Raw genomic sequence first — 24,030 nt, 5'->3', positions numbered from 1 at the left:
AGCCGACTTTCTGCCGGGGCAAAAAGTCGGCTATTTGCCGGTCAAGCGAGGTCAGGCGGAGAGTTTGGGGAGGACCTCGCGGCCGAAGGTCTCGATCCATTCCTTCTGGTTGCGGCCGACGTTGTGCACGTAGATCCGGTTGAAGCCGGCGTCCACGTACTTCTGCAGCGCGGCACGGTGCACGTCCGGGTCGGACGAGACCACCATCCGGCCCTCGAAGTCCTCGCGGCGCACCAGCTTCGCCATCTGCTCGAAGTCGAACGGCGACCGGACGTCGGCCTTGGGGAACTTCATCCCGCCGTTCGGCCACTGGTCGATCGCGTTCTTCCACGCCTCTTCGTCGGTCTCGGCCCAGGACAGGTGCACCTGCAGCAGCTTCGGCATCTCGTCCGGGTCCTTGCCGGCCTTCTTCGCGCCCTTGCCGAAGTTGTCCAGGATGCCGGCCAGCTTCTCCAGCGACGCACCCGGCGTGATCAGCCCGTCCGCCAGCTCGCCGGTCTTGCGCGAGGTGTACGGCCCGGCCGAGGCGATGTAGATCGGCGGCGGCGGGCCGTCCGGCAGCGTCCACAGCCTGGTGGTGTGCAGCTTGAAGAACTCGCCGCTGTGCTTGACGTCCTTGCCGCTGAACAGCTTGTTGATGATCTCCAGCGCCTCGAACATCCGCCGCACCCGCTCCGGCGCCTCCGGCCAGTAGCCGCCGATGATGTGCTCGTTGAGCGCCTCCCCGGAGCCGATGCCCAGCCAGGTGCGGCCGGGGTAGGTGGCCTCCAGGGTGGCCGCGGCCTGCGCCACCATCGCCGGGTGCAGCCGGAACGACGGGCAGGTCACCCCCGGCCCGAGGTCACCGGTGGTGTTCTCGGCGAGCGACGCCAGCACACTCCAGACGAACGACGCCTCCCCCTGCGCGGGCACCCACGGCTGGAAGTGGTCCGCAGCCATCTGCCCTCGGAATCCGTGCTGCTCGGCCAGCGCGGCCAGCTCAATGGACTCCCTCGGCGAGAACTGCTCCAAGGCCGCAGCCATGCCGATCTGAACATCGCTCACGAGCTCATCAACCCTTCTCCCCTGTTCTGCTGATCTTCCGGCTTCACGGCCAAACCTACCCCGGTCAACGGTGCCCGTCAGCCAGCGCGGCGAGCTCGTCCAGCTCGCGCAACGTCTCGGCCTCCGGCTGGGTCGCGAGCAGGAAGGTGACCTGGTCGACCTCGGCCTCGAGGTAGCCGTTCAGCGTGTCGCGGTCACGTCCCGCGCCGAAAATGGCGAAGGGCACGCGGTCGCGGCCCTGCTCGGCCAGCCACTCCCGGACTCGGCGCAGCTCGTCCGGCGAGGTCTGCGCGCGCGGCAGCCAGCCGTCGCCGTGCTTCGCCAGCCGGTCGAGCGCGGCCTTGCTCTCGCCGCCGACGTAGATCGGCGGATGCGGCCGCTGCACCGGCTTCGGCCAGAGGAAGATCGGGTCGAAGTCCACCTGCTTGCCGTGGTATTCCGCCTCGTCCTTGGTCCAGATCTCCTTCAACGCGGCCAGCTGCTCATTCAGCAGGGCGCCCCGGGTGCGCGGGTCGGTGCCGTGGTTGCGCATCTCCTCGAAGTTCCAGCCGACGCCGACCCCGAAGTCGACCCGCCCGCCGGAAATCAGGTCCAGGCTGGCCACCTCGTTCGCGGTGTGGATCAGGTCACGCTGGATCTGCAGTGCGATCCCGGTGCCCAGCCGGAGGTTCGAGGTGATGGCCGCGACCGCGGTGAGCGTCACGAACGGGTCGAGCGTGCGGTAGTAGTAGCGCGGCAACTCGCCCCCGCCGGAGTACGGGCTCTGCCTGCTCACCGGGATGTGGGAGTGCTCGGCGATGAAGAGCGAGTCGAAACCCCGCTCTTCCAGCGCCTTGCCGAGCACTCCCGGACGGATGCCTTCATCGGTCACGAACGTCGAAATGCCGAACTTCATATCAAGCTCGAACACGGCCGACGGGCATCCGCATTCCCGGTTGCTAGCGGTACCGCTCCACGACCGGGACGAGCTGGTCCAGCGCCCGCAGGCTCTCCGCCTCCGGCTGCGGGGCGAACCCCAGCGCCAGCCGCTCGACCCCGGCCTCGGCGAAGGTGTCCAGCACGTCGGCGGCGTTCGGGTTCGTCGTGGTCGGGAAGATCTTCGCGTCCGGCCCGACGTGCTCAGCCAGCATCTTCAGCTGTTCCTGCGCCCCTTCACCGTCGGGCGCGGCGTTGGGGAACCAGATCGCGGAGTGCCGGGCCACCCTGGCCAGCGCGGCGGGGCTGTTGCCACCGATGTAGATCGGCGGGTGCGGCTCCTGCACCGGCTTCGGCCAGGCGAAGATCGGGTCGAAGTCCACGTGCTTGCCGTGGTATTCCGCCTCGTCCTTGGTCCAGATCTCCTTCAGCGCCTCGATCTGCTCGTCCAGCAGCGCACCGCGGGTGGTCGGGTCGGTGCCGTGGTTGCGCATCTCCTCGCGGTTCCAGCCGACGCCGACGCCGAAGTCGACCCGCCCGCCGGAAATGAGGTCCAGGCTGGCCACCTCGTTCGCGGCGTGGATCACGTCGCGCTGGATCAGCAGGGTGATCCCGGTGCCGAGGCGCAGCGTCGAAGTCACCCCGGCCACCGCGCCGAGCGCCACGAACGGGTCCACCGAGTGGAAGTAGGGCCGGGGCAGCTCACCGCCCATCGGGTAGGGGCTCTCCCTGCTGGTGGGGATGTGGGAGTGCTCGGCCACGAAGAACGAGTCGAAGCCCCGCTCCTCCAGCGCCCGGCCGAGCACCGCCGGGTTGATGCCGTCGTCGGTCACGAAAGTGGAGATACCGATTCTCATGATCCGCACCAACCGGCCGGCCCGGCCGGGTATTCCCGGTCACACCGTGGAGTTGGTGTGCTTGTCACACATTGCGCCGGTACTGCCCGCCCACCTCGAAGAACGCCTCGGTGATCTGGCCGAGCGAGCACACCCTGGACGCCGCCATCAGCGCGCCGAACAGGTTGTCGCCCCTGGTCGCCGCCTCCCGCAGCGCGCGCATCGCCTGCTCGCCGTCCTCGGCATGCCGGTGCTGGAAGTCCGAAAGCCGGTCGAGCTGGGACTTCTTCTCGTCCTCGGTCGCCCTTGCCAGTTCGACCTCGAACTCGCTCTCGTCCGGGTTCGGGTTGCGGAAGGTGTTCACCCCGACGATCGGCAGCGAGCCGTCGTGCTTGAGCCGCTCGTAGAGGATCGACTCGTCCTGGATCTTGCCGCGCTGGTAACCGGTCTCCATCGCGCCGAGCACCCCGCCGCGCTCGGCGATCCGGTCGAACTCGGTGAGCACGGCCTCCTCCACCAGGTCGGTCAGCTCGTCGATGATGAACGAGCCCTGCAACGGGTTCTCGTTCTTGGACAGGCCCCACTCCTTGTTGATGATCATCTGGATGGCCATCGCGCGCCGCACCGAGCTCACGCTGGGCGTGGTGATCGCCTCGTCGAAAGCGTTGGTGTGCAAGGAGTTCGCATTGTCGTACAGGGCGCACAGGGCCTGCAGGGTGGTCCTGATGTCGTTGAAGCTCATCTCCTGCGCGTGCAGCGACCGGCCCGAGGTCTGCACGTGGTACTTCAGCTTCTGGGACCGCTCGTTCGCGCCGTAGCGCTCGCGCATCGCGACCGCCCAGATCCGCCTTGCCACCCGGCCGAGCACCGAGTACTCCGCGTCCATTCCGTTGGAGAAGAAGAAGGACAGGTTCGGCGCGAAATCGTCGATGTCCATCCCGCGCGCGAGATAGGACTCGACGTAGGTGAACCCGTTGGCCAACGTGAAGGCCAGCTGGGAAATGGGGTTCGCGCCCGCCTCGGCGATGTGGTAACCGGAAATGGAGACGGAGTAGAAGTTGCGCACCCCGTGCTCGATGAACCATTCCTGGATATCGGCCATCATGCGCAGCGAGAACTCGGTGGAGAAGATGCAGGTGTTCTGCCCCTGGTCCTCCTTGAGAATGTCGGCCTGCACGGTGCCGCGGACGTTGCGCAGCGTCCATTCCCGCAGCTCGGCGGCTTCCTGCTCGGAGGGCTTGCGGCCGTGCTCGTCCTCGAAGGCGGCGAAACGCTGGTCGATCGCGGTGTTCAGGAAGAAGGCCAGAATGGTGGGCGCCGGGCCGTTGATGGTCATCGAAACCGAGGTGCTCGGCGCGGTCAGGTCGAAACCGTCGTAAAGGGCCTTCATGTCCTCGAGGGTGGCGATGGAAACCCCGGAGGTGCCGACCTTGCCGTAGATGTCCGGCCGGGTGTCCGGGTCGTGCCCGTACAGCGTCACCGAGTCGAAGGCGGTGGACAGCCGCTTGGCGTCGGAGTCCGAGGACAGATACTTGAACCGCCGGTTGGTGCGGAAGGCGTCGCCCTCACCGGCGAACATCCGCGCCGGGTCCTCGCCCTCCCGCTTGAACGGGAAAACGCCCGCGGTGTAAGGGAAATATCCGGGCAGGTGCTCGCGGCGGAGGAAGGACAGCAGCTCGCCGGGGTCCTCGTAGCGCGGCAGCGCCACCCGCGGGATCCGGCTGCCGGACAGCGTCTCGCGCCAGAGCTGGGTGTGCAGCTCCTTGTCCCGGATCTTCACCACCAGCTCGTCGGCGCGGTAGGACTCGGCGAGCTCGGGCCAGCTCTCGAGCAGCTTGCCGGCGTCGGGGTCCACCGCATCCTCGGCGGCGGAGAGCAGCCGCGTGATCGGCCCGGTGTCCGCGCCGTCCGCGGCCAACGCGTCCTTGGCAACGGACAGCTGCGCACGCCTGCGCACCGCGGCAGCCAGCTCGCGGGTGCGCTGGTGGTAACCGCGCACGGTTTCGGCCACATCGGAGAGATAGCGCGTCCGCGACGGCGGGATGATCGTGCTGGCGTCGGTGGAGACCTTGCCCGCCACCTCCGGCAGCATCCCGGCGGAGACCGACAGCCCGCGCTCGGCCAGTGCCTCGCGCAGGTGCTGGTAGAGCGCGGTGACCCCGTCGTCGTTGAACTTCGCCGCGCTGGTGCCGAAAACCGGCATGTCCTCCGGCGCGGAGCCGAACGCCTCGCGGTTGCGCACCAGCTGCCGCGCCACATCTCGGCGGGCGTCCTCGGCGCCGCGGCGCTCGAACTTGTTGATGGCGACCGCGTCCGCGAAGTCGAGCATGTCGATCTTCTCCAGCTGGGACGCGGCGCCGAACTCGGGCGTCATCACGTACAGCGAGTGGTCCACGTAGTCGACGATGCCCGCGTCGCCCTGGCCGATCCCGGGCGTCTCCACGATCACCAGGTCGTAGCCGGCGGCCTTGCAGGCCAGCACCGATTCGCTGAGCCCGGCTGGGATCTCGCCGCTGGCCGTCCTGGTCGCCAGCGAGCGGAAGAACACCGGCCCGGCGCCCGAGCCTGCAGAGCCGCCGGAAAGCCCACTGCCGAGGCAGTTCATCCGGATCCGGTCGCCGAGCAGCGCGCCGCCACCCTTGCGCCGGGACGGGTCCACCGCCAGCACCGCGATCCGCAGCTTGTCCTCCTGGTCGAGGCGGAACCGGCGGATCAGCTCGTCGGTGAGCGAGGACTTCCCGGAACCACCGGTGCCGGTGATGCCCAGTACCGGCACCGTGCGGGCCTTGGCCGCGTCGGTGATCGCGGCCAGCCAGTCCGGCGGCAGCGTCTCGCGCTGCAGCTGGGTGATCACCCTGGACAGCGCCGGCACGTCCCCGGAGAGCAGCTTGTCCACCGAGCTCGGCGGCTGCTCGGCGAGGTCTACGTCGCAGGCCCTGATCATCGAGTTGATCATGCCCGGCAGGCCCATCTCGTAGCCGTCCTCCGGCGAGAAGATCTTCGCGACTCCCCTGGAGTGCAGCAGGTCGATCTCCTCGCGCACGATGACCCCGCCACCGCCGCCGAAGACCTTGATGTGCCCGGCACCGCGCTCGGCCAGCAGCTCCACCAGGTAGCTGAAGTACTCGACGTGCCCGCCCTGGTACGCGCTGATCGCGACGCCCTGCACGTCCTCCGAGATGGCCGCCGTGACCACCTCGTCCACCGAGCGGTTGTGCCCCAGATGCACCACCTCGGCCCCCTGCGACTGCAGGATCCGGCGCATGATGTTGATCGACGCGTCGTGCCCGTCGAAGAGGCTGGCCGCGGTCACGAATCGAACCGGGTTCACCGGGCGGTGCAGTGCGGTCTCCATCCCTCCAAAATACTAGGACTTCCTACTATTGGACAGCCGTGCATCGGTGACCGGCCTCACGCACAGGGTGATCGGAGGGCAAGCTGCCCGACGGTCCTGCACGGCGTCCGGCAGCTTGCTAAACTGTCGGACATGACGGACGTTCTCGGGCCGGCCCAAAACCGACCGCACGACGGCGAGGTGCAGGCGATCACGATGCGCGAACTCGGCAAGCTCACCGGTGAACAGGTGGGCCGGCTCGACCATCCCGTGCCCGTGACGAACAACGGGCTGCCGGTGGCCTGGCTGGTGCCGCTCACCCCTGCCGAACGTCGGCGTGTCGAGATGGTCGCCGCGGGCAGGCTTCGGCCGGCCAGTCTTCAGCCGAGGCCACGACGAGCTCCGCTACCACCGGTTGAGGACGGGCCATCGCTGTCCGAGCTTCTGCTCGAGATGCGCGAGCACGAGCGCACATGATCTATCTCGATTCGTGCGCCTTGGTGAAACTCCTCGTGACCGAGAAGGAGACCCCGGCGCTCGAAGACCATCTCGACGACCGGGAGTCCGAGCTCGTCACGTCGGAACTGGCCGTGACCGAGGTACTTCGCGTGGTCCGGCGATCCTGCCACGACTCGCAGCGCCGGCTCCGGGTCGAACAGGCCGTGCTCGACGAGCTGCTGGCAGCCGCGGTCGAACTGCTGGACCGCGTGAACCGGGTCGTCGTGGACTCGGACACGTTCTTTCGCGCCGCCATGTACGCCGACGATCCCTGCCTCGGTTCGCTCGACGCGATCCACCTGGTCTGCGCGCTCGACATCGGGCCGGAGCTGACCTCGTTCGTCACCTACGACAACACCTTGGCGCGCGCGGCCAAGCACAGCGGCCTACCGCTGGAACAACCGACGTAAGCCCTGCCGGCTCGCCGGGCAGGGAGCCGCGAGTTACTGGTGCTGGGCGGCGCGTACCGCGATCCACTGGCGCATCGCGTACTCGACCAGCGTGATGAGGGTCTGCTTGGTCGACTCGCGGTCCCTGGCGTCGCAGCGCACGATCGGTATGGCCGGGTCGATGGAGAGCGCCTCGCGGACATCGTTGACGTCGTGGTGCATGATGCCGTCGAAGGTGTTCACGCCGACGATGTAGGGCAGCCCGCGGTCCTCGAAGAAGTCCACCGGCGCGAACGAGTCGGCCAGCCGCCGGGTGTCGGCCAGCACCACCGCGCCGATCGCGCCGCGCACCAGGTCGTCCCACATGAACCAGAACCGCTGCTGGCCGGGGGTGCCGAAGAGGTACAGGATGAGGTCCGCGTCCAGTGACACGCGGCCGAAGTCCATGGCCACCGTGGTGGTGGACTTGTTCGGCGTCGCGTCCAGGTTGTCGATGCCGGTACTCGCGTCCGTCATCATCGCTTCGGTGGTCAGCGGCACGATCTCCGACACAGAACCGACGAAGGTCGTCTTGCCGGCGCCGAAACCACCGGCGACCACGATCTTCGCCGAGGTCATGGTCGACGGCGCGGTGTCCCGCGGTGCCTTATAGCCGACGGAGTCCACTCAAAACCCTTTCCATCAACATGAGATGTGCCTCGGCACCGTCATTGCCCGATATCGTCTTGTGCACGGCGACCAGGCCCGCGTCCGCGGCGTCACTGATCAGCACCCTGACCACGCCCAACGGAATCCGCAGGTACGCGACCAGTTCGGCGACCGATCGCGGGGTACGGCATTCTTCCACGATCGAGCGGAGCTCGATCTGCTCGGCCACCGCCGGCGGCAGGCTCCCGGCGGCATTTTCGATGTTCTCCCTGGTGGAGACCAGGGTCTCCAGTTCGAGTGCGTAGTTAGACTTCGTCCGTCCGCCGGTCAGAGCGTACGGGCGGACCACCGCGGTCTCCTCGGCCGGGCTCGGCGGCTCGACGTCGTCAACCCTGCTGATCCCACGCTGGGGCGGAGGCCGATCAGTGTAGCGGGGCGGTGACGGGTCGAAGAGCGCGTTGACCGGCACATCGGCGGCAGGAGCGTGCGGCGGGGTCACGGCTTCGGTCCAGTGCTCGGCGGGCTGGTAGGGCCGCGGCGGCTCGGCCGGCGGCTGGGGACCTGCGGGTTCGGCATGGGATTCGTTGTCCTCTCCGACCTTGGCGGCCGCGTCCTTCTTCCGTTTCCGGCGGGCGCGACCTGAGTTCAGGGTGAAGCCGTTGAGGACGTCGGCGAACGTGCCGTCGTCCTCATCACCGGCGGCGGAACCGGGGCCCGTGCCCGGAGCCCGCCGGTCCGCTCCCGGCTCTTCACCGAAGAACCCGGATCCCGTGCTCATCAACGCATCATCCCACCGGTTCGCCGATAAGCGAGCCGCCGGCACCCTGCAGCTGTGCTCGCAGCTCCGGGGTGAGAATCTGGCCGACCCGGTCGACCAGCATGGTCATCTCGTACGCGACCTGCCCGATGTCGCAGTTCGGTGCGGCGAGCACGGCAAGGCAGGAGCCGTCGCTGATGGACATCAGCACCATGATGCCGAGCTCCATCTCCACCACGGTCTCGTTCACCGCACCGGCCTCGAAGCAGCGCGCGGCGCCCTGCGTGAGGCTCACCAGGCCGGAGGCGACCGCTGCGAGCTGGTCGGCCCGGTCCAGCGGCAGTCTGCTCGATGCGGTCAGCAGCAGCCCGTCCGCGGACACGACCACCGCGTGCGCGACTCCGGGCACCCGCTCGGCGAAGTCGTTGACCAGCCAGCCGAACTGGTTCTGCTGGGGCTGAGCTGAACTCGGCGCTGAACTCGGCACATTCGACGAGGTCATTCACCCTCCATCTTCTCGGTGTTTCCCTCAGCCGGCTGCGCGGCCTGGTGCCGCCCACGCCGGATCCCCTGCTGGAAACTACTCAACCGTCCGCGCACATCATGTGCGTCGCGCTCGGATCTGGGGGCGGCCGGGGTGACCGGCGGCGCGGCACTGCCCGGCATCAGCTGTTCACCCCGCCGCCGCCGCGGTAGGCCCGCGGTGGTGTAGGCCGACGGGGCCGACCGGCCGACCGTCTGCACGGTCCGCCAGTTCTCGTCCGAGGCGAAGGACCAGGCGGCGGTCACCTCGTTATCGGACGGCGAGTCGGACTGCGGGATCTCGCCGCTGACGCGCTGTTCGCTCGGCGGCGGACCGGTGGGCACCGGCGGTACCGGTGACACCGACTCGGCGGCGGGTTCCGGGGCCGCGGCGGGTTCCGGGGAAGCAGCCGGTTCCGGAGACGCAGCCGCCTCCGGGGAGCCGGCCGTCTCCCTGGCCAGCCTGCCGCGGTGCACTCCCTGCTGGAAGCTGCTCAGCCTGCCCCGGATGTCGGCCGGGTCGCGCACCGGCAGCTCCGGGCGGGGGGAACCGTCCGCGGACGCCGGTTGCGGAGCCGAGGCCGCGCTGCCGGGCAGCAGCTGCTCACCGCGCTGGCGCCGGGGCAGTCCGGCCTCGGTGAAGCTGGACGGCTCGGTCTGCGACACCGCCTGCACGGTCCGCCAGCTCTCGTCGCTGGCGAAGTCCCAGTCACCGGCCTTCGTTCCCGTCGTCGGGTCGGCAGGTTCTGCCTTCTCGGTGGCCTTCGCCGCCTTGGCAGCCCCTGCAGACGCCGAAGACTCGGTAGGTGCGGACGACTCGGCGGAGTCCGCGGTATCGGCCTCATCCGCGGCTTCGGGGCTTTCGGGCTGGGCGCCGGCCGCGTCCGGGCTGCGGAACCAGGCCGACACCATCTCGTCGAAGATCGGCGTGTTCTCCGGCCCCATCGCGAGCGCGGGCACCGCCGCGGACTCACCGGTGGGCTCGGTGGTGGCGGCCTCGCTCCACCAGTCGCTGAGCGTGGTGCTGTTCGCTTCGAACAGCTCCTTGCCGCTGGGCAGCTCCGCGTCCGATTCCGACACCGCCTGCGCGGGCGAGACCTCGGGAGCGGCCGGTGGTTCGGGCTCCGGCGCGGGTTCCGGCAACGTCGGCGGCATGGTGGGCGGCATGGTGGGCGGCGGGCCCCCGGCCGAACCTGCGTCGAGCGGGGACGCCGACGGCGGCTCGTCGGTGATCGGGCTGAACAGCGCCGTACCGGAGATCTCCCGGTCGGCGGGCGGGCGGGCCTGCTCCTGGCCGCCGAAACCGTTCACCGGGCGCGGCCCGTCCGATGGGCGCCGCTCCAGCGGCGTGCCCTGCGAAGGCGACGGCACCCCGCCACCGGTCAGCCCGGGCAGCACCCCGGACCGGCTCGCACCGTTGGCCGGACGCTGACGGCGCGGCAGCGAACCGGGCGCCTGACCCGGCTGAGGCACGGACGGCGCGGGGGACGCCGGAGTCGCTGGGGTCGCCGTGGGATCCGGCCGCTGCGGGCCCGGTGCCTGCACATCCATCACCAGCTCACGCGGCACGATCACGGTCGCACGCACCCCGGCGATGTCCTTGCCGCCGTGCAGCGAGACCCCGATGCCGTGCCGGCTGGCCAGCCGGCCGACCACGAACAGGCCCATCCGGCGGGAGGTGGCCATGTCGATCGAGCCGGACTCGGTGAGCCGCGCGTTCGCCTCGGCCACCTCGGCCTCGTTCATCCCGATGCCCTTGTCCAGGATGTCCACCTGCAGCGTGCCCTGCTCGGTGATCCTGGTTGCCACGGTCACCTGCGTCTCCGGGGCGGAGAACGCGGTCGCGTTGTCCAGCAGCTCGGCCAGCAGCCGCATCAGGTCGCTGGAGCCGTAGCCGACGATGCGCGCGGACGGCGGCGGCTGCACGACAACCCGCTGGTACTGCTCGATCTCCGACACCGCGGCGCGCAGCACGTCGGTGGTGCTGACCGGCTGGCCGGAGCGGCGGCCCGGCTCGTCCCCGGAGAGCACCAGCAGGTTCTCGTTGTTGCGCCGCATCCTGGTGGCGAGGTGGTCCAGCTGGAACAGGGTGGACAGCTGGTCGGCGTCCTCCTCGTCCCGTTCCAGGCGCTCGATCATCTGCAGCTGCCGCTGCACCAGGCTCTGGCTGCGCCGCGACAGGTTGACGAACACACTGCTGTACCCGGTGCGCATCGCGGCCTGTTCCACCGCGAGCCGCAGGGCCTGGCTGTGCACCGCGTCGAAGGCCCTGGCCACCTCGCCGATCTCGTCGTCGGAGTGGATCGGCACCGGCTGCACCCCGGTGCCCTGCGCCCTGCCCTCCTGGATGTTCTGCACCGCGGCCGGTAGCTGGCGGTCCGCCACGTCCAGCGCGCTGGCCCGCAGCACGCGCAGCGAGCGCAGCAGCTGCCTGGTGATCAGGAAGACCACCGCCGCGGCGAGCACGAGCGCGGCGAACAACAGCACGGCCAGCAGCCCGGCGCCGCTGCTGGAGTTCTCCACCAGCTGGGCGGAGGCGGCGCGGATCTGCTCGGCGAGCCTGCCGCCCACCTCGCCGATCCGGCCGGTGACCGCGTTCGAGCTGTCCGTCCACTGCTGCGCCGAGACGCCCTTGACCGGGTCCTTCGCTTCGCTGCCCTGCTCCCCGAGGACGGTCTTGATCAGCCGCTCCCGGACGTCGAAGTTGGGGCCGGCCACGGTGCTGTCGAAGTCCTGCCGCTGCGCCTGGGTTGCCGCGGCGCGGAAGTCGGCGAGCCGGTCGTTCAGCCGGATCTCGGCGGTGCGGAGCTGGTTGAGGTCGCTCGGGGTGAGCGTGCCGCGGGAGATCCCGTAACCGACCATCGCCTGGCCGAGGGTCAGCTCGTCCTTGGCCACCTGGAGGTCGTGCAGCGCGCTCGGGGTGCCGCCGATCGCGTCGTCGCTGATCCCGGCCACCAGCGAGGTGTCCAGCTTGAGCAGCGCGGAGGTGATGGCGGAGTACTCGGTGATGGCCTGCACCGGGTCGAGCTGTCCGATGCCGACCTGTTCCCGCAGGCCGCCGATCCGGTCGAGCTGGTCCGCGGCCTCCTTCTCGGCGCCGGCGATGCTGCCGTCGAGTTCGATGGCCCGGCGCGCGGCGGCGCTCATCGGCGGCATGGCGGTGTCCACGGCGGCCCGCGCCTGCGCCAGTTCCGGGGGCACCCCCACGGTGCCCTGCGTCAGCAGGTCGGCGGTGCGGGTGCGCTCGGCCTGCAGACCGTCCAGCACCGCGCGGGTCTGGTCGCTGAGCAGCACCAGCCGGTCGATCCGCTGGTAGCTGTCCGAGCGGTCCACCTGGTTGGCGATGGTGGTGGCGCCGAGCACCAGCGCGATGACGATCGGCACCAGCGTCACCGCGGCGAGCTTGACCGGGATGCTCCAGTCCCGCCACCGCAGGATCGCCCGCCACCGGGACGGTCGCGGTGGTTCCTGGCCGAGCAGCTGTCCGACAGGCACCTGGCCTTCTCCTGCAACGGTCACGAAAGTGACTCCCTGTCCAGCACGTCGGCGTCTTCAGTCCGGGCTCTAGTCATCTGCATCATCTGTATCAGCACTGCCCTCGCCCTCGTGGCCGCGCCGACCGTCCCGTCCGGACGCGGCCCGTCGCATCATGCGATGTGCACAGGCTTCGAGACAAGGTCGCCGGACTTTCGCTGAGGGGGTCGGTGCGGCCAAAGAATCTTACATCAATCGCAGGATCGTCAATTCGACTCGGCTTACCCGCAGTGACCAGCACAAATACACTTTCCGGTGAGCAGGCGGCGAGCGGTTTCGCACGGCGGGGGCCGAAGCGTGGATTTCCGTGACCGAGATGACCGGCTCGACTGCCACCACAGTCACCCACATAGCCCAGGCGTGACCGACTGTGCCCGTGGCAGACCTACCGACCGTGCTGTCACCGCCCGATTACAACGGAAATATGCGCCCGATGTTGTGGCATTTCCGCCCGCCGCTTCGGATCTTCGCCGGTTTCTCCCTTAATACCTGCGCTGGCCAGCGGTTTTTCACCGGATGACGGGCAGCGACACGACCCACCCAGCGGGCGACCCCCGAGCAGGCGGTCGCCACCCCAAGTGGCCACATAGAGTAGTGGCCCACCGAGGCGGCCCCGGCACGCGGTCCGCCGGTTGCCGCATTACCGGCCACCATAATCGACGTTCAGTCACATTCTCGCTCACTATTACGAGTGAGCGTTCGAAGAAAAGGCCTTGACCGTTCGGAATACGTGCGCGGGACGGTCCGGAGCCGCCGCGCGCGGGTCCGGCTTCGGCCGCTTTTCCCCCGCGCCCTCCCCGTAGTTACGATGTGCGCCCCGAAGGTCTTGTGGAGGCATCCATGCAGAACGTGGCGCAGACGACCGCGGCCAGGAACGCCGTGGAGGACACCGGGCAGCTGCCCGTCCTCTTCGGAGCCGCCGGTGTCACCTCCGAAGCGCCGCCACCGGGCAGGGCCGCCACCGGTCCGGACTATGTGGACATTCAGCGCAGCGAGCGGTTCGTGGCGATGCGAAGCAGGCTGCGCCGGTTCATCTTCCCGATGAGCCTGCTGTTCTTCGCCTGGTACATGGTCTACGTACTGCTCGCCGCCTACGCGCACGACTTCATGAGCACCAAGGTGTTCGGCGAGGTCAATGCCGGGATCGTGCTCGGCGTTCTGCAGTTCCTGAGCACCATCGGAATCACCGCGGCGTACCTCCGGTTCGCCCGGCGGCGGATCGACCCCGAGGTCGCCGAAATTCGCAAGCAGGCGGGAGCCGACAGCAAATGACCGGAAATCTCGCCGCCGCCACGACGAACAGCGACCCACTGGTCAACACCCTGGTGTTCGGCCTGTTCGTGGTGATCACGCTGTTCGTGGTCTACCGGGTCAGCAGCCGGAGCAAGTCGACCACCGACTACTACGCCGCGGGAAGCGCGTTCACCGGGCGCCAGAACGGAATCGCGCTCTCCGGGGACTTCCTTTCCGCGGCCTCGTTCCTCGGTATCGCCGGGGCTATCGCGATCCACGGCTACGACGGTTTCCTCTATTCGATCGGCTTTCTGGTCGCCTGGCTGGTCGATCTGCTGCTGATCGCCGAACTCATCCGCAACACCGGCCGGTTCACCATGGGCGACGTGCTCAGCTACCGGATGCGCAAACGCCGGGTGCGCGCCGCGTCGGCCACCTCCACCCTGGTGATCTCCTTCTTCTACATGCTCGCCCAGATGGCGGGGGCCGGCGGGCTGATCGCGCTGCTGCTGAACGTGCACGGCGGTTTCGGGCAGGCGCTGGTGATCGGCGGGGTCGGCCTGGTCATGGTGCTGTACGTGCTGGTCGGCGGGATGAAGGGGACCACATGGGTCCAGATCATCAAGGCCACCATCCTGATCCTGTGCGCCGTGCTGATGACCGTTTTCCTCTTCGGCAAGTTCGGTTTCAGCTTCTCGAACCTGCTTTCCGCGGCCACCGAAAAAAGCCCGATGGGCGACAAGTTGCTCGAACCGGGCGGGCTTTACGGCGCGAACGACACCAGCAAGCTCGATTTCGTCTCGCTGGCCGTGGCACTGGTACTCGGCGCGGCCGCGCTCCCGCATGTGCTGATGCGCTTCTACACGGTGCCGAACTCCCGGGAAGCGCGCCGTTCGGTGGTGTGGGCGACCGCGTGCATGTTCGTCTTCTACCTGTGCACCCTGGTCATCGGCTTCGGCGCGGCCGCGCTGGTCGGCGCGGACGAGATCAAGAGCGCGCCGGGCGGGGAGAACTCCGCGGCGCCGCTGCTCGCCCTGCACATCGGGGGCACGCTGCTGCTCGGCATCATCTCCGCGGTCGCGTTCGCCACCATTCTCGCCGTCGTGGCCGGCCTGACCATCACCGCGTCCGCGTCCTTCGCGCACGACGTGTACGCGAACATCTTCAAGAAGGGCAAGGCCGCGCCCGCCGACGAGGTCAGGGTCGCCAGGCTGACCGCGGTGGCGATCGGCGTGCTGGCCATCGTCGGCGGCATCCTGGCCAACGGGCAGAACATCGCGTTCCTGGTCGCGCTGGCCTTCGCGGTGGCGGCGTCGGCGAACCTGTCCACCCTGCTCTACTCGCTGTTCTGGAAGCGGTTCAACACCGCGGGCACGCTGTGGGGGATCTACGGCGGGCTGGGCGCCTGCCTGCTGCTGGTGTTCTTCTCCCCGGTGGTGTCCGGTTCGCCCGATTCGATCTTCTCCGCGGTCGACTTCCACTGGTTCCCGCTGAAGAATCCCGGCCTGGTGTCCATCCCGTTCTCCTTCCTCTGCGGCTACCTCGGCACCGTGCTCAGCAAGGACAAGGCCGACCCGCGCAAGCACGCCGAGATGGAGGTCCGTTCGCTGACCGGGATCGGCTCTTGACAAGCTGAAGGGGTGCGAACAGACACCCGGAACAGGATCGAACGGTTCCTCACCGAGCACGCGCCGCCGACGCCGTGCCTCGTCGTCGACACGGACGCGGTGAGCAGCCGGGTCCGCGAGCTCACCGCCGAGTTCCCGGACGCCGGGCTGCGCTACGCGGTCAAGGCCAACCCGGAGCCCGCCGTGGTGGCCGCCGTGCTGGCCGCCGGTGGCGGTTTCGACGTGGCCGGGCCCGCCGAAACGGACCTCTGCCTGGCTGCCGGCGCGCGGCCGGAGGCGCTGTCCTACGGCAACACGATCAAGAAGCCGGCCGACATCGCGCACGCCTACGCGCGGGGCGTCCGGGAGTTCGTCTCCGACGCCGAGGGCGACGTGGACAACCTGGCCTGCTTCGCGCCCGGCGCCTCGGTGAGCGTCCGCCTGCTGCTCGACGGGCCTTCCTCGGCCACCCCGTTCGGGCGCAAGTTCGGCTGCGAGCCGCCGGTGGCGGTGGAGCTGCTCCGGCGGGCGGCCGCGCGCGGGCTGGACCCGGCCGGGCTGAGCTTCCACGTCGGTTCCCAGCAGCTCGACCCGGTCGCATGGGAGCACGGCATCTCGGCCTCCGCCAAGGTGTTCGCCGAGCTCGCCGCGGACGGCATCGCCCTGCGGCGGCTGAACATCGGCGGCGGCTTCGGGGTGCCCTACGCCGAACCGGCGCCCGCGCTGGCGGACTATGCCGCCGCCGTCCGGAACTCGCTCCGCGCGCACTTCCCGGCCGGCGTGCCCGAACTGCTGCTGGAGCCGGGCCGGATCCTGGTCGCCGGTGCGGGACTGCTGCGCACCGAGGTGATCCTGGTCGCCGGCCGGGCGTCCGACGACCCGAGGCGCTGGGTCTACCTCGACGCCGGCCGCTACAACGGGCTGGCGGAGACCGAGAACGAGGCGATCCGGTACCGCTTCGAGCCGGTCGGCGACCGTGGCGGGGAACACGGGCCGGTGATCATCGCGGGACCGACGTGCGATGGTGACGACGTGCTCTACCAACACACGCCCTACGCACTGCCGCTGGCGCTGCGCGCGGGCGACCTGCTCGACATCCCGGACACCGGCGCGTACACCACCAGTTACTCGTCGATCTGCTTCAACGGCATCGAACCCTTGAAGACCTACTGCCTGGCCGGTGGGGAACCCGTCGATGCGCACTGAACCCGCCCGCCGCCGGCCCGAGGTCGGGGTCTTCGCCGGCCGCCACGTGCTGGCCGAGTTCGACGGGATCGACCCGGCGCTGCTCGACGACCCGGACTTCCTCCGCGCGGCGTTGTCCACCGCGCTGACCGAGTCCGGCGCAACCGTGTGCGAACTGGTGTCCCAGCAGTTCCAGCCCCAGGGCGTCACGGTGCTGGCCATGCTGGCCGAGTCGCACGCTTCGGTGCACACCTACCCGGAGATCGGCGCGGTCTTCGTGGACGTGTTCACCTGCGGCGAACGCGCCGACCCCGAGCACGCCGTGCGGCTGCTGGCCGATGCGCTCGGCACCGGCTCGGTCCGGATGTCCACCATCAAACGGGGAGGCTGAGCACATGACGAGGCAGATCGTGGAACCGCTCGGCGAGGGCCTGTCCAGGCTCTGGCAGCTGGACGAGGTCCTGCTCGAAGCGAGCACCGGCTTCCAGCAGCTGCTGATCGGGCGCACCGCGCACGGCATCTCGCTGTTCTGCGACAACGAAAGGCAGAGCGCCGAGGCGACCCAGCTGGTCTACCACGAAGCGCTGCTGGTGCCCGCGATGCTGCTCGCCGAGCGGGTGCGCAGCGTGCTGATCATCGGGTCGAGCGAAGGGGTGCTCAGCCAGCTCGCCGTCGCCGGCGGTGCCGAGTTGGTGGACCACGTGGACATCGACCGCACGGCGGTCCGCGAATGCGCGCGGCACCTGCCCTACGGCTACACCCCGGCCGAGCTCGAAGCGGCGGAAAGCGGGACCGGCAAGGTGCGCGTGCACTACCGCGACGGCTGGGACTTCCTGGCCGAGGCGGTGTCGGGCGAGCAGCGCTACGACATCGTGGTGATCGATCTGCCGGACGAGAACGAGGACGCCGAAGCGCAGCACAACCGGCTCTACGAAAAGGAGTTCCTGCTCCGCTGCGCCGAGGTGCTGGCCGAGGGCGGGGTGGTCGCCTGCCAGGCCGGCTGCCCGACGATGTGGCGCAACGACACCCTGCGCAAGGCGTACCAGCGCTTCCAGGAGCTCTTCGGCACCGTCGTCTACTACGGCTCGGACGAGCACGAGTGGGCTTTCCTGTCCGGTCGCGCCGACCGGCTCGGCGAGCCGGTGCGCTGGATGACCGAGCGGCTGCCGAACGCGGCCTACCGGCCGTCCACTATGGACGAAGCCGCGCTCGCCGGCGGCACCGTCCCGCCGCGCTCGCTGCGCGCGTAACCCAGCTCAGAGCTTCTGGCCGGCCCTGACTTTGGCGGTGACCCACCGCTCGACGGCGAAGGACACCAGCGGCACACAGCCCGCCAGCAGCACCAGCACGGTCTTCTTGATCGCCCAGCGTGCCTTGATCGCCAGGTCGATGGTGACCACCAGGTAGATCATGTACAGCACGCCGTGGATGGGCGAGTACACCGCGGACGGCCCGGGGTTGTCGAAGCCGTAGCTCAGCACCATCACGAAGCAGAGCCCGAGCAGTCCGACACCGGTCACGTAGGCGGCCACCCGGAACCGCAGCAGTGACCCACTCAGCGCCGGTGCCGGACCGGCCGGCTTCACGTCCTCGGTTCGCGTGCTCATGCTGGCCTTTCTGCACGAATGTTCATCGGTCCTGCCGGTCGGCGGCGTTCAGCTCGGCGAGGTAGCGGTTGTACGCCGCGAGCTCGTCGTCCTCCGGCGCCGCCTGTACGGGCTGCGGCGACGGTGCCGGTCTCGGCGGCGGCACGTCCGCTGGCCGGTGCCCCCATTCGGTCCGCCCGCTCGACGAGACCTCGTCCTGCTCGGCGGCCTGTGCCCGCAACCGGCGGAAACGCCAGAACATGAAGGCCGGGAACAGTCCGAACAGCGGCCACTGCAGTACGTAACCGAGGTTCTGGAAGGTGCCGCTGGCCGAGGAGAACCGCTCCCACTGCCACCAGGCGAGGCCGCAGCAGAGCACCAGGCTGAGCAAACAGACGGCCACCATCGCGAGCCGTCGGGAAGTTTGCGAGCGTGCTGCCACGTTTCGACGCTAGCACTCCGCGTCGGCGGCGGAATCAGAAGGCAACCAGAAGCTTCAGCCCTGGACCTTGACCGCCTGAGCCGCCTTGGCGTAGCCGTCGGCGAGGCCGAACACCTTCTGCGCGTACTCGACCGAGTTGTTGTACGACATGATCCCGGCCCACCAGCCCTGCGCGCTGGCCATGTCACGGCCGCCGACGCACAGGTACCGCGCGGCACCGACCGCGGCGTCGTCGATCTGCTGCGGGTCGCCGAGGCCGTCTCCGTTGCCGTCGGAGTTGTACTTCGCCCAGGTGCCGGGGATGAACTGCATCGGACCGACCGCTCGGTCGTGCGTCGCATCGCCGTCGAACCGGCCGCCGTCGGTGTCCCCGATGGCCTTCACCCCCGGCGAACCGTCCAGCGGCACCCCGATGATCGGCTTCGACGGGCGCCCGTCCGCGCCGAGGGTGGCTCCGCCGTACTGGCCGTGGTTGGACTCGATCCGGCCGATCCCGGCCAGCGTCGCCCAGGAGAGCTTGCACTTCGGCTGGGCAGAGCGGATCGCCAGTTCGGCGTTGCCGTAGGCGACCAGCGCCCTGGCCGGGATGCCCACCGCCGTCGAGGTCCGGCCGGCCCACTCGGCGAGCAGGTCCTGCCCGGTTCGTCCCGGCGACTGCTGGGGAGCGGTCTGCTGCGCGGCCGGGTCGCCGGCCGGGGTGGCGTTCACCGGCACCGCCGAACCCGGCTGCACCTGGGCCGCCTGCACCTGCAGGGCGGGGATCTCGGTGGTGGTCGGACCGGCCTCCGGGGTGCTCGCCCTGGTCACCAGCCAGACACCGCCGCCGGCCACCGCCAGCACGACGGCCACCATGGCGAGCCTGCCGAGCGCCAGGGTGGTCGCGGTGGCCCCAGCCCCGCTCCGGCGGCGAACCGGCCCTGGCTCGCCCGCGGGGCGCGCCGCCGGCGCCTCCTCCGCACTATCCTGCGTGCTGACCACGAACCAAAGCCTCCAGCGTGACGAGCGTCCAAAAACCTAACGACGCCGCGCAGGTTAGCGTTACGGCCGGGCACCGCGGGCCATCGGCACACCGGTCCCGCCCCTTAGGACCGGAACGGGCCGGAAACGATCAGCTGGCGCGCTGCTGCCGGGAGAGCCTGGCCACGCACCACGCCGGCGCGCTGCCCCGGCGCAGGTGCTGCAGCACGGTCATCGGACCGAGCCGCCTGCTCAGGTCCGTCGGCGCCAGACCGGCCGCGCGGTAGTCCAGCGCACGCTGGTCCAGCGGGCTGATCCCGGCGTCCCACCACTTCTCGGCCTCGGCCACGTCGCCGATCATCTGCCACCAGCCGGCGGCCGCGGTGAGCAGCTCGTCGGGCACTTCGGGCAGCCTGCTGCGCATCGCGTCCAGGTAGCCGGGGTCCGCGGAGTCCACCGGCGCCCAGCCGCTGGCGCCGGACCGTGCGCGCTGCCCGGGGATGCCCGGTGCGGCCTGTGGTGCGTCGGCGAGCCACGCGGAGGCGATCCGGTCCACCTCACGCTCTTCCGCGGTCTGCTCGCGCTCCGCGGCCCACTGCCGGATCAACGCGTCCACTCCGGGATCTCCGGTCATCCCTGCCTCCTCGTGCCCCGATAACGAAGTTCATGACTGATGAGCCCTGATTGATCGAGCGATCGACCTGTATTTCCTGGCCCGCATTGCCAGCACCAGGCGGTCACGCAATGTGAGCACCGTAGGGCCGACTCGCGCTCCTCCGCCAGACCCTTGGCCCGATGAATTCGACGACCAGCAGGTTAATCGCGGCAATCCACCCGGATGGTGGAGTGAGTACAACGAACTCGGCGTGATGTGACTTTCCGTAATCAGAGCCCGAAGCGCACATACTTTCGCCCGGCACCACGCAGGTGGTGCCGGTAAGCGTCAGCTTGGGGTCAGGAGAACAAACTTCTCACGAACGTGACGATCGCGTCGGCGCCATCCTTGAGCCAGCCCAGCACGTTGTGCACGGCGTCCGCCGACTGGGTTGGCTGAGAAATCAGGAAGAACAGAATCAGCGCGACCAAACCGACAACGAGGATCTTCTTCAGGTTCGGCGACATGGCTCCATCCGATCCGGTCTCTCGGGCACCCGCACGTACCGCGAGTCCGCGGCAGCTGCCACAACAGCTAAAGACATCCTGCCCCGGTGCAAGCTCTCTCGAACAGGCAATCACACGGATGGGTTCACCCAGTGACCGCCCGTGTCCACCACGGGCTGCCTTCACTCTAGAAGACAGCCGGCCGACGTCCAGCCGGACACGCGGCGAACACGCCCGCTAGTTCACCGCGCCCGCTCCTCGAAGTTTGTCGATCTCGGCGTCGTCCAGTCCCAGTTCGAGCAGCACGTCGGCCGTGTCCGCGCCCTTCTCGTGCGGAGCGGACGGCGTGGCCGCCGGCGTGCGGTCGAACCTCGGCGCCGGCGCGGGCTGCACGACCCCGCCGACCTCGACGAACGTCTCGCGGGCCTGGTTGTGCGGATGCGCGGCCGCCTCCCACGGGCTGAGCACCGGGGTGAGACAGGCGTCCGTGCCCTCCGCGCGCGCGACCAGCTCGTCGCGGGTGTGCTTGCCGATCGCCTCGGCCAGTATCTTCCGCAGCTCCGGCCACTCCTCCTTGTTCAGGTGGAACGGCAGCTCCTCGGCGTCCAGACCGAGCACCTTGACCAGATCGGCCCAGAACCGCATCTCGATCGCGCCGACCGCGACGTACTTGCCGTCGGAGGTCTCGTAGGTGTCGTAGAAGGGCGCACCGCCGTCGAGCATGTTCTCGCCGCGCTCACCGGCCCACACGCCCGCCGCGCGCAGGCCGTGCAGGCTGGTGGTGAGCAGCGCCGCACCCTCCAGCATCGACGCGTCCACCACCTGGCCCCGGCTCGAGGACGTGCGCTCGTACAGCGCGGCCAGCACGCCCATCGCGAGCAGCAGGCCACCGCCGCCGAAGTCGCCGACCAGGTTCAGCGGCGGCACCGGCCGCTCACCGGCCCGGCCGATCGGCTCCAGCGCGCCGGCAAGGCCGATGTAGTTGATGTCGTGCCCGGCGGCTGGCGCCAGCGGGCCGTCCTGGCCCCAGCCGGTCATCCGGCCGTACACCAGCCGCGGGTTGCGGGCGTGCACGTCGGCCGGGCCGAGCCCGATCCGCTCGGCGACCCCCGGCCGGAACCCCTCGATCAGCACGTCCGCCTTCTCGGCCAGCTTGAGCACCAGCTCCACGCCCTCGGGGGACTTCGTGTTCACCCCGATCGTGCGGCGGCCGCGCATCAGCGGGTCGTTGGGGAACCCCAGCACGTCCGCGCCGGGGGTCGCCCGGTCCACCCTGATCACGTCGGCGCCGAGGTCGGCGAGCATGGTGCAGGCGAACGGCGCGGGCGCCAGCCCGGCCAGCTCGATGACCTTGAGCCCGCTCAGTGGCCCAGCCTTCATTTGCATTTCCCTCCGATTACCCCGCGACCGGCCGTGACAGTCCGCCCGTTCACAGCGTCCGCGAAATGATCTCCTTCATGATTTCGCTGGTACCACCGAAAATTCGCGAGATGCGAATGTCGGCCCACGCCCGCGCGATCGGGTACTCGTTCATGTAGCCGTAGCCGCCGAAAAGCTGGAGACAGTCGTCCACCACCTTGTTGACCCGCTCGGTGGTCCACAGCTTGGCCATCGCCGCGCCCTGCACGTCCAGCTCGCCGCGCAGGTGCCGCTCGATGCACTGGTCCAGGAAGGCCCTGGACACGGCCGCCTCGGTGGCCGCCTCGGCGAGCTTGAACTTGGTGTTCTGGAAGTTGAAGACCGGCCTGCCGAAGGCGGTGCGGTCCTTGGTGTAGGCGATGGTCTGGTCGATCGCCGCCTCCATCCCGGCCACCGCGGACACCGCGATGATCAGCCGCTCCTGCGGCAACTGCTGCATGAGCTGGATGAAGCCCAGCCCTTCCTGCTCCCCCAGCAGGTTTCCGGCGGGCACCCGCACGTCGTCGAAGAACAGCTCGGCGGTGTCCTGGCCCTTCAGTCCGACCTTGTCCAGCACCCGGCCGCGGCGGAACCCGGGGGTCGTGGTCTCCACCGCGATCAGCGAGACGCCCTGCGCGCCGGCGTCCGGGTCGGTTTTGACCGCGACCACCACCAGGTCGGCGTGCGCCCCGTTGGTGATGAACGTCTTGGCGCCGTTGATCACGTACTCGTCGCCTTCGCGGACCGCGCGGGTCTTGATGCCCTGGAGGTCCGAACCGGTGCCCGGCTCGGTCATCGCGACCGCGCCGACGAACTCGCCGCTGGCGAACTTGGGCAGCCACTCCTTCTTCTTGTCCTCCGAGGCGTACTCGAGCAGGTAGTGCGCGACGATCCCGTTGTGCACCGAGACGCCCCAGGCGCTGTCCCCGGCCCTGGCCTGCTCCTCGAGGAGCACCGTCTCGTGCGCGAAGTTGCCGCCACCGCCGCCGTACTCCTCCGGGATGGACAGCGCGAGCAGCCCGACCTCGCCGGACTTCGTCCACAGCTCGCGGTCCACCTGCTTGTTCTGCGCCCACCGCTCCTGGTTGGGCACGAGTTCCTTCTGGCAGAACGTCTTCGCCAGCTCGCGGAAGTCCTCCAGGTCCGAGTCCATCCACGAGCTCTTCTGGATTTGCAGCGGCACAGCGGGTCCTTCCGGTCACCAAGAGCTACTGGATTACATGCCAGGCAGGATGTAAGTTCTCATGGGAATGTACATCCGTACCGGATTGCAGGTAAAGACCGATCGGCCCGGAGGTCGTTGTGACCGAGACAACACGAGGGCATCGCACCCAGGCGGAGCGGCGGGCGCAGACCCGGACCGCGTTGCTGGACGCGACCATCGACTGCCTCGTCGAGCTCGGCTACGCACGAACCTCGGTCCAGGAGATCTGCGGCCGCGCCGGGGTGTCCAAAGGCGCGGTGCAGCACCACTTCTCCGCCAAGGCCGAGCTGATGGCGGCCGCCGTGGAGCACCTGACCAACAAGCTGCGCGGCCAGCTCGCCACTTCCCTCGCCGAACTGCCAGGTGGCGCATCCGGGGTGTCGGCCGCGATCGACCTGCTCTGGGAGGGCTACTCGGGCACGCTGTCCACCGCGGTGACCGAGCTGTGGGTCGCCGCCAGGACGGATCCCGAACTCCGGGCGGCCATCCGGCCGGTGGACCGCGCCCTCGGCCGGGCCACCCTGGAGCACGTCACCACGGTGGCGGGCGAGCTGCCGAAGGAACGCGCCGAGACGCTGTTCTGGCTGACCGTGAACCTCACCCGCGGCCTCGCGCTGGACGCCGAACTCGGCGGGGACCCTGCCAGGCGCAAACAGCTGCTCGAAGAGTGGAAACGCATCGCCACCAGGCTCTACGCCGGGGACTGACCGGATGAGAGATGGGCCGACCTGGCCCTCACGCAGGTCGGCCCACCGCACCTGAGTAGAGGGCCGCACTGCTTCCGCGTGACGTTTACTTACGAAAACGTTTCGGATTCTGTCAGTTTTGGACGCTGGTCCG

23 protein-coding genes are annotated in these 24,030 nt (G+C 69.3%); 8 read left to right on the top strand and 15 right to left on the bottom strand.

Annotated features, from left to right (window positions below):
- Window positions 1-51: 51 nt before the first annotated feature.
- The 4 genes from AMYNI_RS0129850 to icmF all read right to left on the bottom strand — a co-directional run bounded on the left by AMYNI_RS0129850 (window position 52) and on the right by icmF (window position 6,150).
- Window positions 52-1,044 carry a TIGR03557 family F420-dependent LLM class oxidoreductase gene (locus AMYNI_RS0129850; RefSeq protein WP_020671762.1) on the bottom strand — a complete coding sequence of 331 codons (993 nt, stop codon included), beginning with the start codon at window positions 1,042-1,044 and terminating at the stop codon, window positions 52-54.
- 64 nt (window positions 1,045-1,108) lie between these two features.
- Window positions 1,109-1,939 carry an LLM class F420-dependent oxidoreductase gene (locus AMYNI_RS0129845; protein WP_020671761.1) on the bottom strand — a complete coding sequence of 277 codons (831 nt, stop codon included), beginning with the start codon at window positions 1,937-1,939 and terminating at the stop codon, window positions 1,109-1,111.
- Between the two features lie 43 nt (window positions 1,940-1,982).
- A complete protein-coding gene (locus AMYNI_RS0129840) occupies window positions 1,983-2,816 on the bottom strand; it encodes an LLM class F420-dependent oxidoreductase (RefSeq protein ID WP_026361112.1) in 834 nt (277 codons plus the stop codon).
- A 64-nt stretch (window positions 2,817-2,880) separates the two neighbouring features.
- Window positions 2,881-6,150 carry a fused isobutyryl-CoA mutase/GTPase IcmF gene (gene icmF / locus AMYNI_RS0129835; RefSeq protein WP_020671759.1) on the bottom strand — a complete coding sequence of 1,090 codons (3,270 nt, stop codon included), beginning with the start codon at window positions 6,148-6,150 and terminating at the stop codon, window positions 2,881-2,883.
- A gap of 132 nt (window positions 6,151-6,282) precedes the next feature.
- Here icmF and AMYNI_RS0129830 point away from each other — a divergent pair, with 132 nt between their 5' ends.
- Entirely contained in the window at window positions 6,283-6,606 is a 324-nt protein-coding gene (locus tag AMYNI_RS0129830) for a hypothetical protein (protein WP_020671758.1), read from the top strand.
- On the top strand, window positions 6,603-7,037 hold the full coding sequence (locus tag AMYNI_RS0129825; protein WP_020671757.1) for a type II toxin-antitoxin system VapC family toxin: 435 nt from the start codon (window positions 6,603-6,605) through the stop codon (window positions 7,035-7,037). Before AMYNI_RS0129830 ends, AMYNI_RS0129825 begins: the two co-directional genes overlap by 4 nt.
- Window positions 7,038-7,070: 33 nt before the next feature.
- Here the strand turns inward: AMYNI_RS0129825 and AMYNI_RS0129820 are convergent, their stop codons facing one another.
- The 4 genes from AMYNI_RS0129820 to AMYNI_RS0129805 are packed head-to-tail and all read right to left on the bottom strand — an operon-like array spanning window position 7,071 to window position 12,438.
- Window positions 7,071-7,682, bottom strand: coding sequence for a GTP-binding protein (locus tag AMYNI_RS0129820; RefSeq protein WP_020671756.1), 612 nt, complete (start codon window positions 7,680-7,682; stop codon window positions 7,071-7,073).
- On the bottom strand, window positions 7,663-8,442 hold the full coding sequence (locus tag AMYNI_RS48455) for a DUF742 domain-containing protein (RefSeq protein WP_020671755.1): 780 nt from the start codon (window positions 8,440-8,442) through the stop codon (window positions 7,663-7,665). The genes AMYNI_RS0129820 and AMYNI_RS48455 overlap by 20 nt, the downstream gene beginning before the upstream one ends.
- A 7-nt stretch (window positions 8,443-8,449) precedes the next feature.
- On the bottom strand, window positions 8,450-8,923 hold the full coding sequence (locus tag AMYNI_RS0129810) for a roadblock/LC7 domain-containing protein (protein ID WP_020671754.1): 474 nt from the start codon (window positions 8,921-8,923) through the stop codon (window positions 8,450-8,452).
- Window positions 8,920-12,438 carry a sensor histidine kinase gene (locus AMYNI_RS0129805; protein ID WP_020671753.1) on the bottom strand — a complete coding sequence of 1,173 codons (3,519 nt, stop codon included), beginning with the start codon at window positions 12,436-12,438 and terminating at the stop codon, window positions 8,920-8,922. The genes AMYNI_RS0129810 and AMYNI_RS0129805 overlap by 4 nt, the downstream gene beginning before the upstream one ends.
- 879 nt (window positions 12,439-13,317) lie before the next feature.
- Here AMYNI_RS0129805 and AMYNI_RS0129800 point away from each other — a divergent pair.
- Genes AMYNI_RS0129800 through AMYNI_RS0129780 form a run of 5 tightly spaced genes read left to right on the top strand, consistent with a single transcriptional unit; the run spans window position 13,318 to window position 17,752 of the window.
- On the top strand, window positions 13,318-13,749 hold the full coding sequence (locus tag AMYNI_RS0129800; RefSeq protein WP_020671752.1) for a DUF485 domain-containing protein: 432 nt from the start codon (window positions 13,318-13,320) through the stop codon (window positions 13,747-13,749).
- On the top strand, window positions 13,746-15,338 hold the full coding sequence (locus tag AMYNI_RS0129795) for a solute symporter family protein (RefSeq protein WP_020671751.1): 1,593 nt from the start codon (window positions 13,746-13,748) through the stop codon (window positions 15,336-15,338). Before AMYNI_RS0129800 ends, AMYNI_RS0129795 begins: the two co-directional genes overlap by 4 nt.
- A gap of 12 nt (window positions 15,339-15,350) precedes the next feature.
- Entirely contained in the window at window positions 15,351-16,523 is a 1,173-nt protein-coding gene (locus tag AMYNI_RS0129790) for a type III PLP-dependent enzyme (protein ID WP_020671750.1), read from the top strand.
- Complete coding sequence (gene speD, locus AMYNI_RS0129785) at window positions 16,513-16,893, top strand: adenosylmethionine decarboxylase (protein WP_020671749.1); 381 nt, start codon at window positions 16,513-16,515, stop codon at window positions 16,891-16,893. The genes AMYNI_RS0129790 and speD overlap by 11 nt, the downstream gene beginning before the upstream one ends.
- Window positions 16,894-16,897: 4 nt before the next feature.
- Window positions 16,898-17,752: a spermidine synthase gene (locus tag AMYNI_RS0129780; RefSeq protein ID WP_020671748.1), complete on the top strand. Its 855-nt coding sequence runs from the start codon at window positions 16,898-16,900 to the stop codon at window positions 17,750-17,752.
- A 6-nt stretch (window positions 17,753-17,758) separates the two neighbouring features.
- Here the strand turns inward: AMYNI_RS0129780 and AMYNI_RS0129775 are convergent, their stop codons facing one another.
- From AMYNI_RS0129775 to AMYNI_RS0129745, 7 genes are all read right to left on the bottom strand, one after another.
- On the bottom strand, window positions 17,759-18,109 hold the full coding sequence (locus AMYNI_RS0129775; RefSeq protein WP_020671747.1) for a DUF3817 domain-containing protein: 351 nt from the start codon (window positions 18,107-18,109) through the stop codon (window positions 17,759-17,761).
- 22 nt (window positions 18,110-18,131) lie between these two features.
- Window positions 18,132-18,530: a hypothetical protein gene (locus AMYNI_RS0129770; protein ID WP_026361110.1), complete on the bottom strand. Its 399-nt coding sequence runs from the start codon at window positions 18,528-18,530 to the stop codon at window positions 18,132-18,134.
- A 54-nt stretch (window positions 18,531-18,584) separates the two neighbouring features.
- Window positions 18,585-19,508, bottom strand: coding sequence for a lytic transglycosylase domain-containing protein (locus AMYNI_RS0129765; RefSeq protein ID WP_020671745.1), 924 nt, complete (start codon window positions 19,506-19,508; stop codon window positions 18,585-18,587).
- Between the two features lie 130 nt (window positions 19,509-19,638).
- The gene (locus tag AMYNI_RS0129760) at window positions 19,639-20,121 is read right to left on the bottom strand and encodes a hypothetical protein (protein ID WP_020671744.1); all 483 of its coding nucleotides are present in this window, start codon (window positions 20,119-20,121) and stop codon (window positions 19,639-19,641) included.
- A gap of 320 nt (window positions 20,122-20,441) precedes the next feature.
- Window positions 20,442-20,609, bottom strand: a complete 168-nt coding sequence (locus AMYNI_RS49665; RefSeq protein WP_020671743.1) for a hypothetical protein — start codon at window positions 20,607-20,609, stop codon at window positions 20,442-20,444.
- Between the two features lie 216 nt (window positions 20,610-20,825).
- A complete protein-coding gene (locus AMYNI_RS0129750; RefSeq protein ID WP_020671742.1) occupies window positions 20,826-21,968 on the bottom strand; it encodes a CaiB/BaiF CoA transferase family protein in 1,143 nt (380 codons plus the stop codon).
- 49 nt (window positions 21,969-22,017) lie between these two features.
- The gene (locus tag AMYNI_RS0129745) at window positions 22,018-23,169 is read right to left on the bottom strand and encodes an acyl-CoA dehydrogenase family protein (RefSeq protein WP_020671741.1); all 1,152 of its coding nucleotides are present in this window, start codon (window positions 23,167-23,169) and stop codon (window positions 22,018-22,020) included.
- A 119-nt stretch (window positions 23,170-23,288) separates the two neighbouring features.
- On the opposite strand from AMYNI_RS0129745, the gene AMYNI_RS0129740 reads away from it, so the two are divergent.
- Window positions 23,289-23,897 carry a TetR/AcrR family transcriptional regulator gene (locus AMYNI_RS0129740; protein ID WP_020671740.1) on the top strand — a complete coding sequence of 203 codons (609 nt, stop codon included), beginning with the start codon at window positions 23,289-23,291 and terminating at the stop codon, window positions 23,895-23,897.
- The last annotated feature ends 133 nt before the right edge of the window (window positions 23,898-24,030 follow it).

Origin of the sequence: Amycolatopsis nigrescens CSC17Ta-90, from assembly GCF_000384315.1 — a bacterium.
Lineage (GTDB): Bacteria > Actinomycetota > Actinomycetes > Mycobacteriales > Pseudonocardiaceae > Amycolatopsis > Amycolatopsis nigrescens.
Note: the sequence above shows the minus strand (reverse complement) of the source record. Positions and strands in the feature narration are given on the sequence as shown.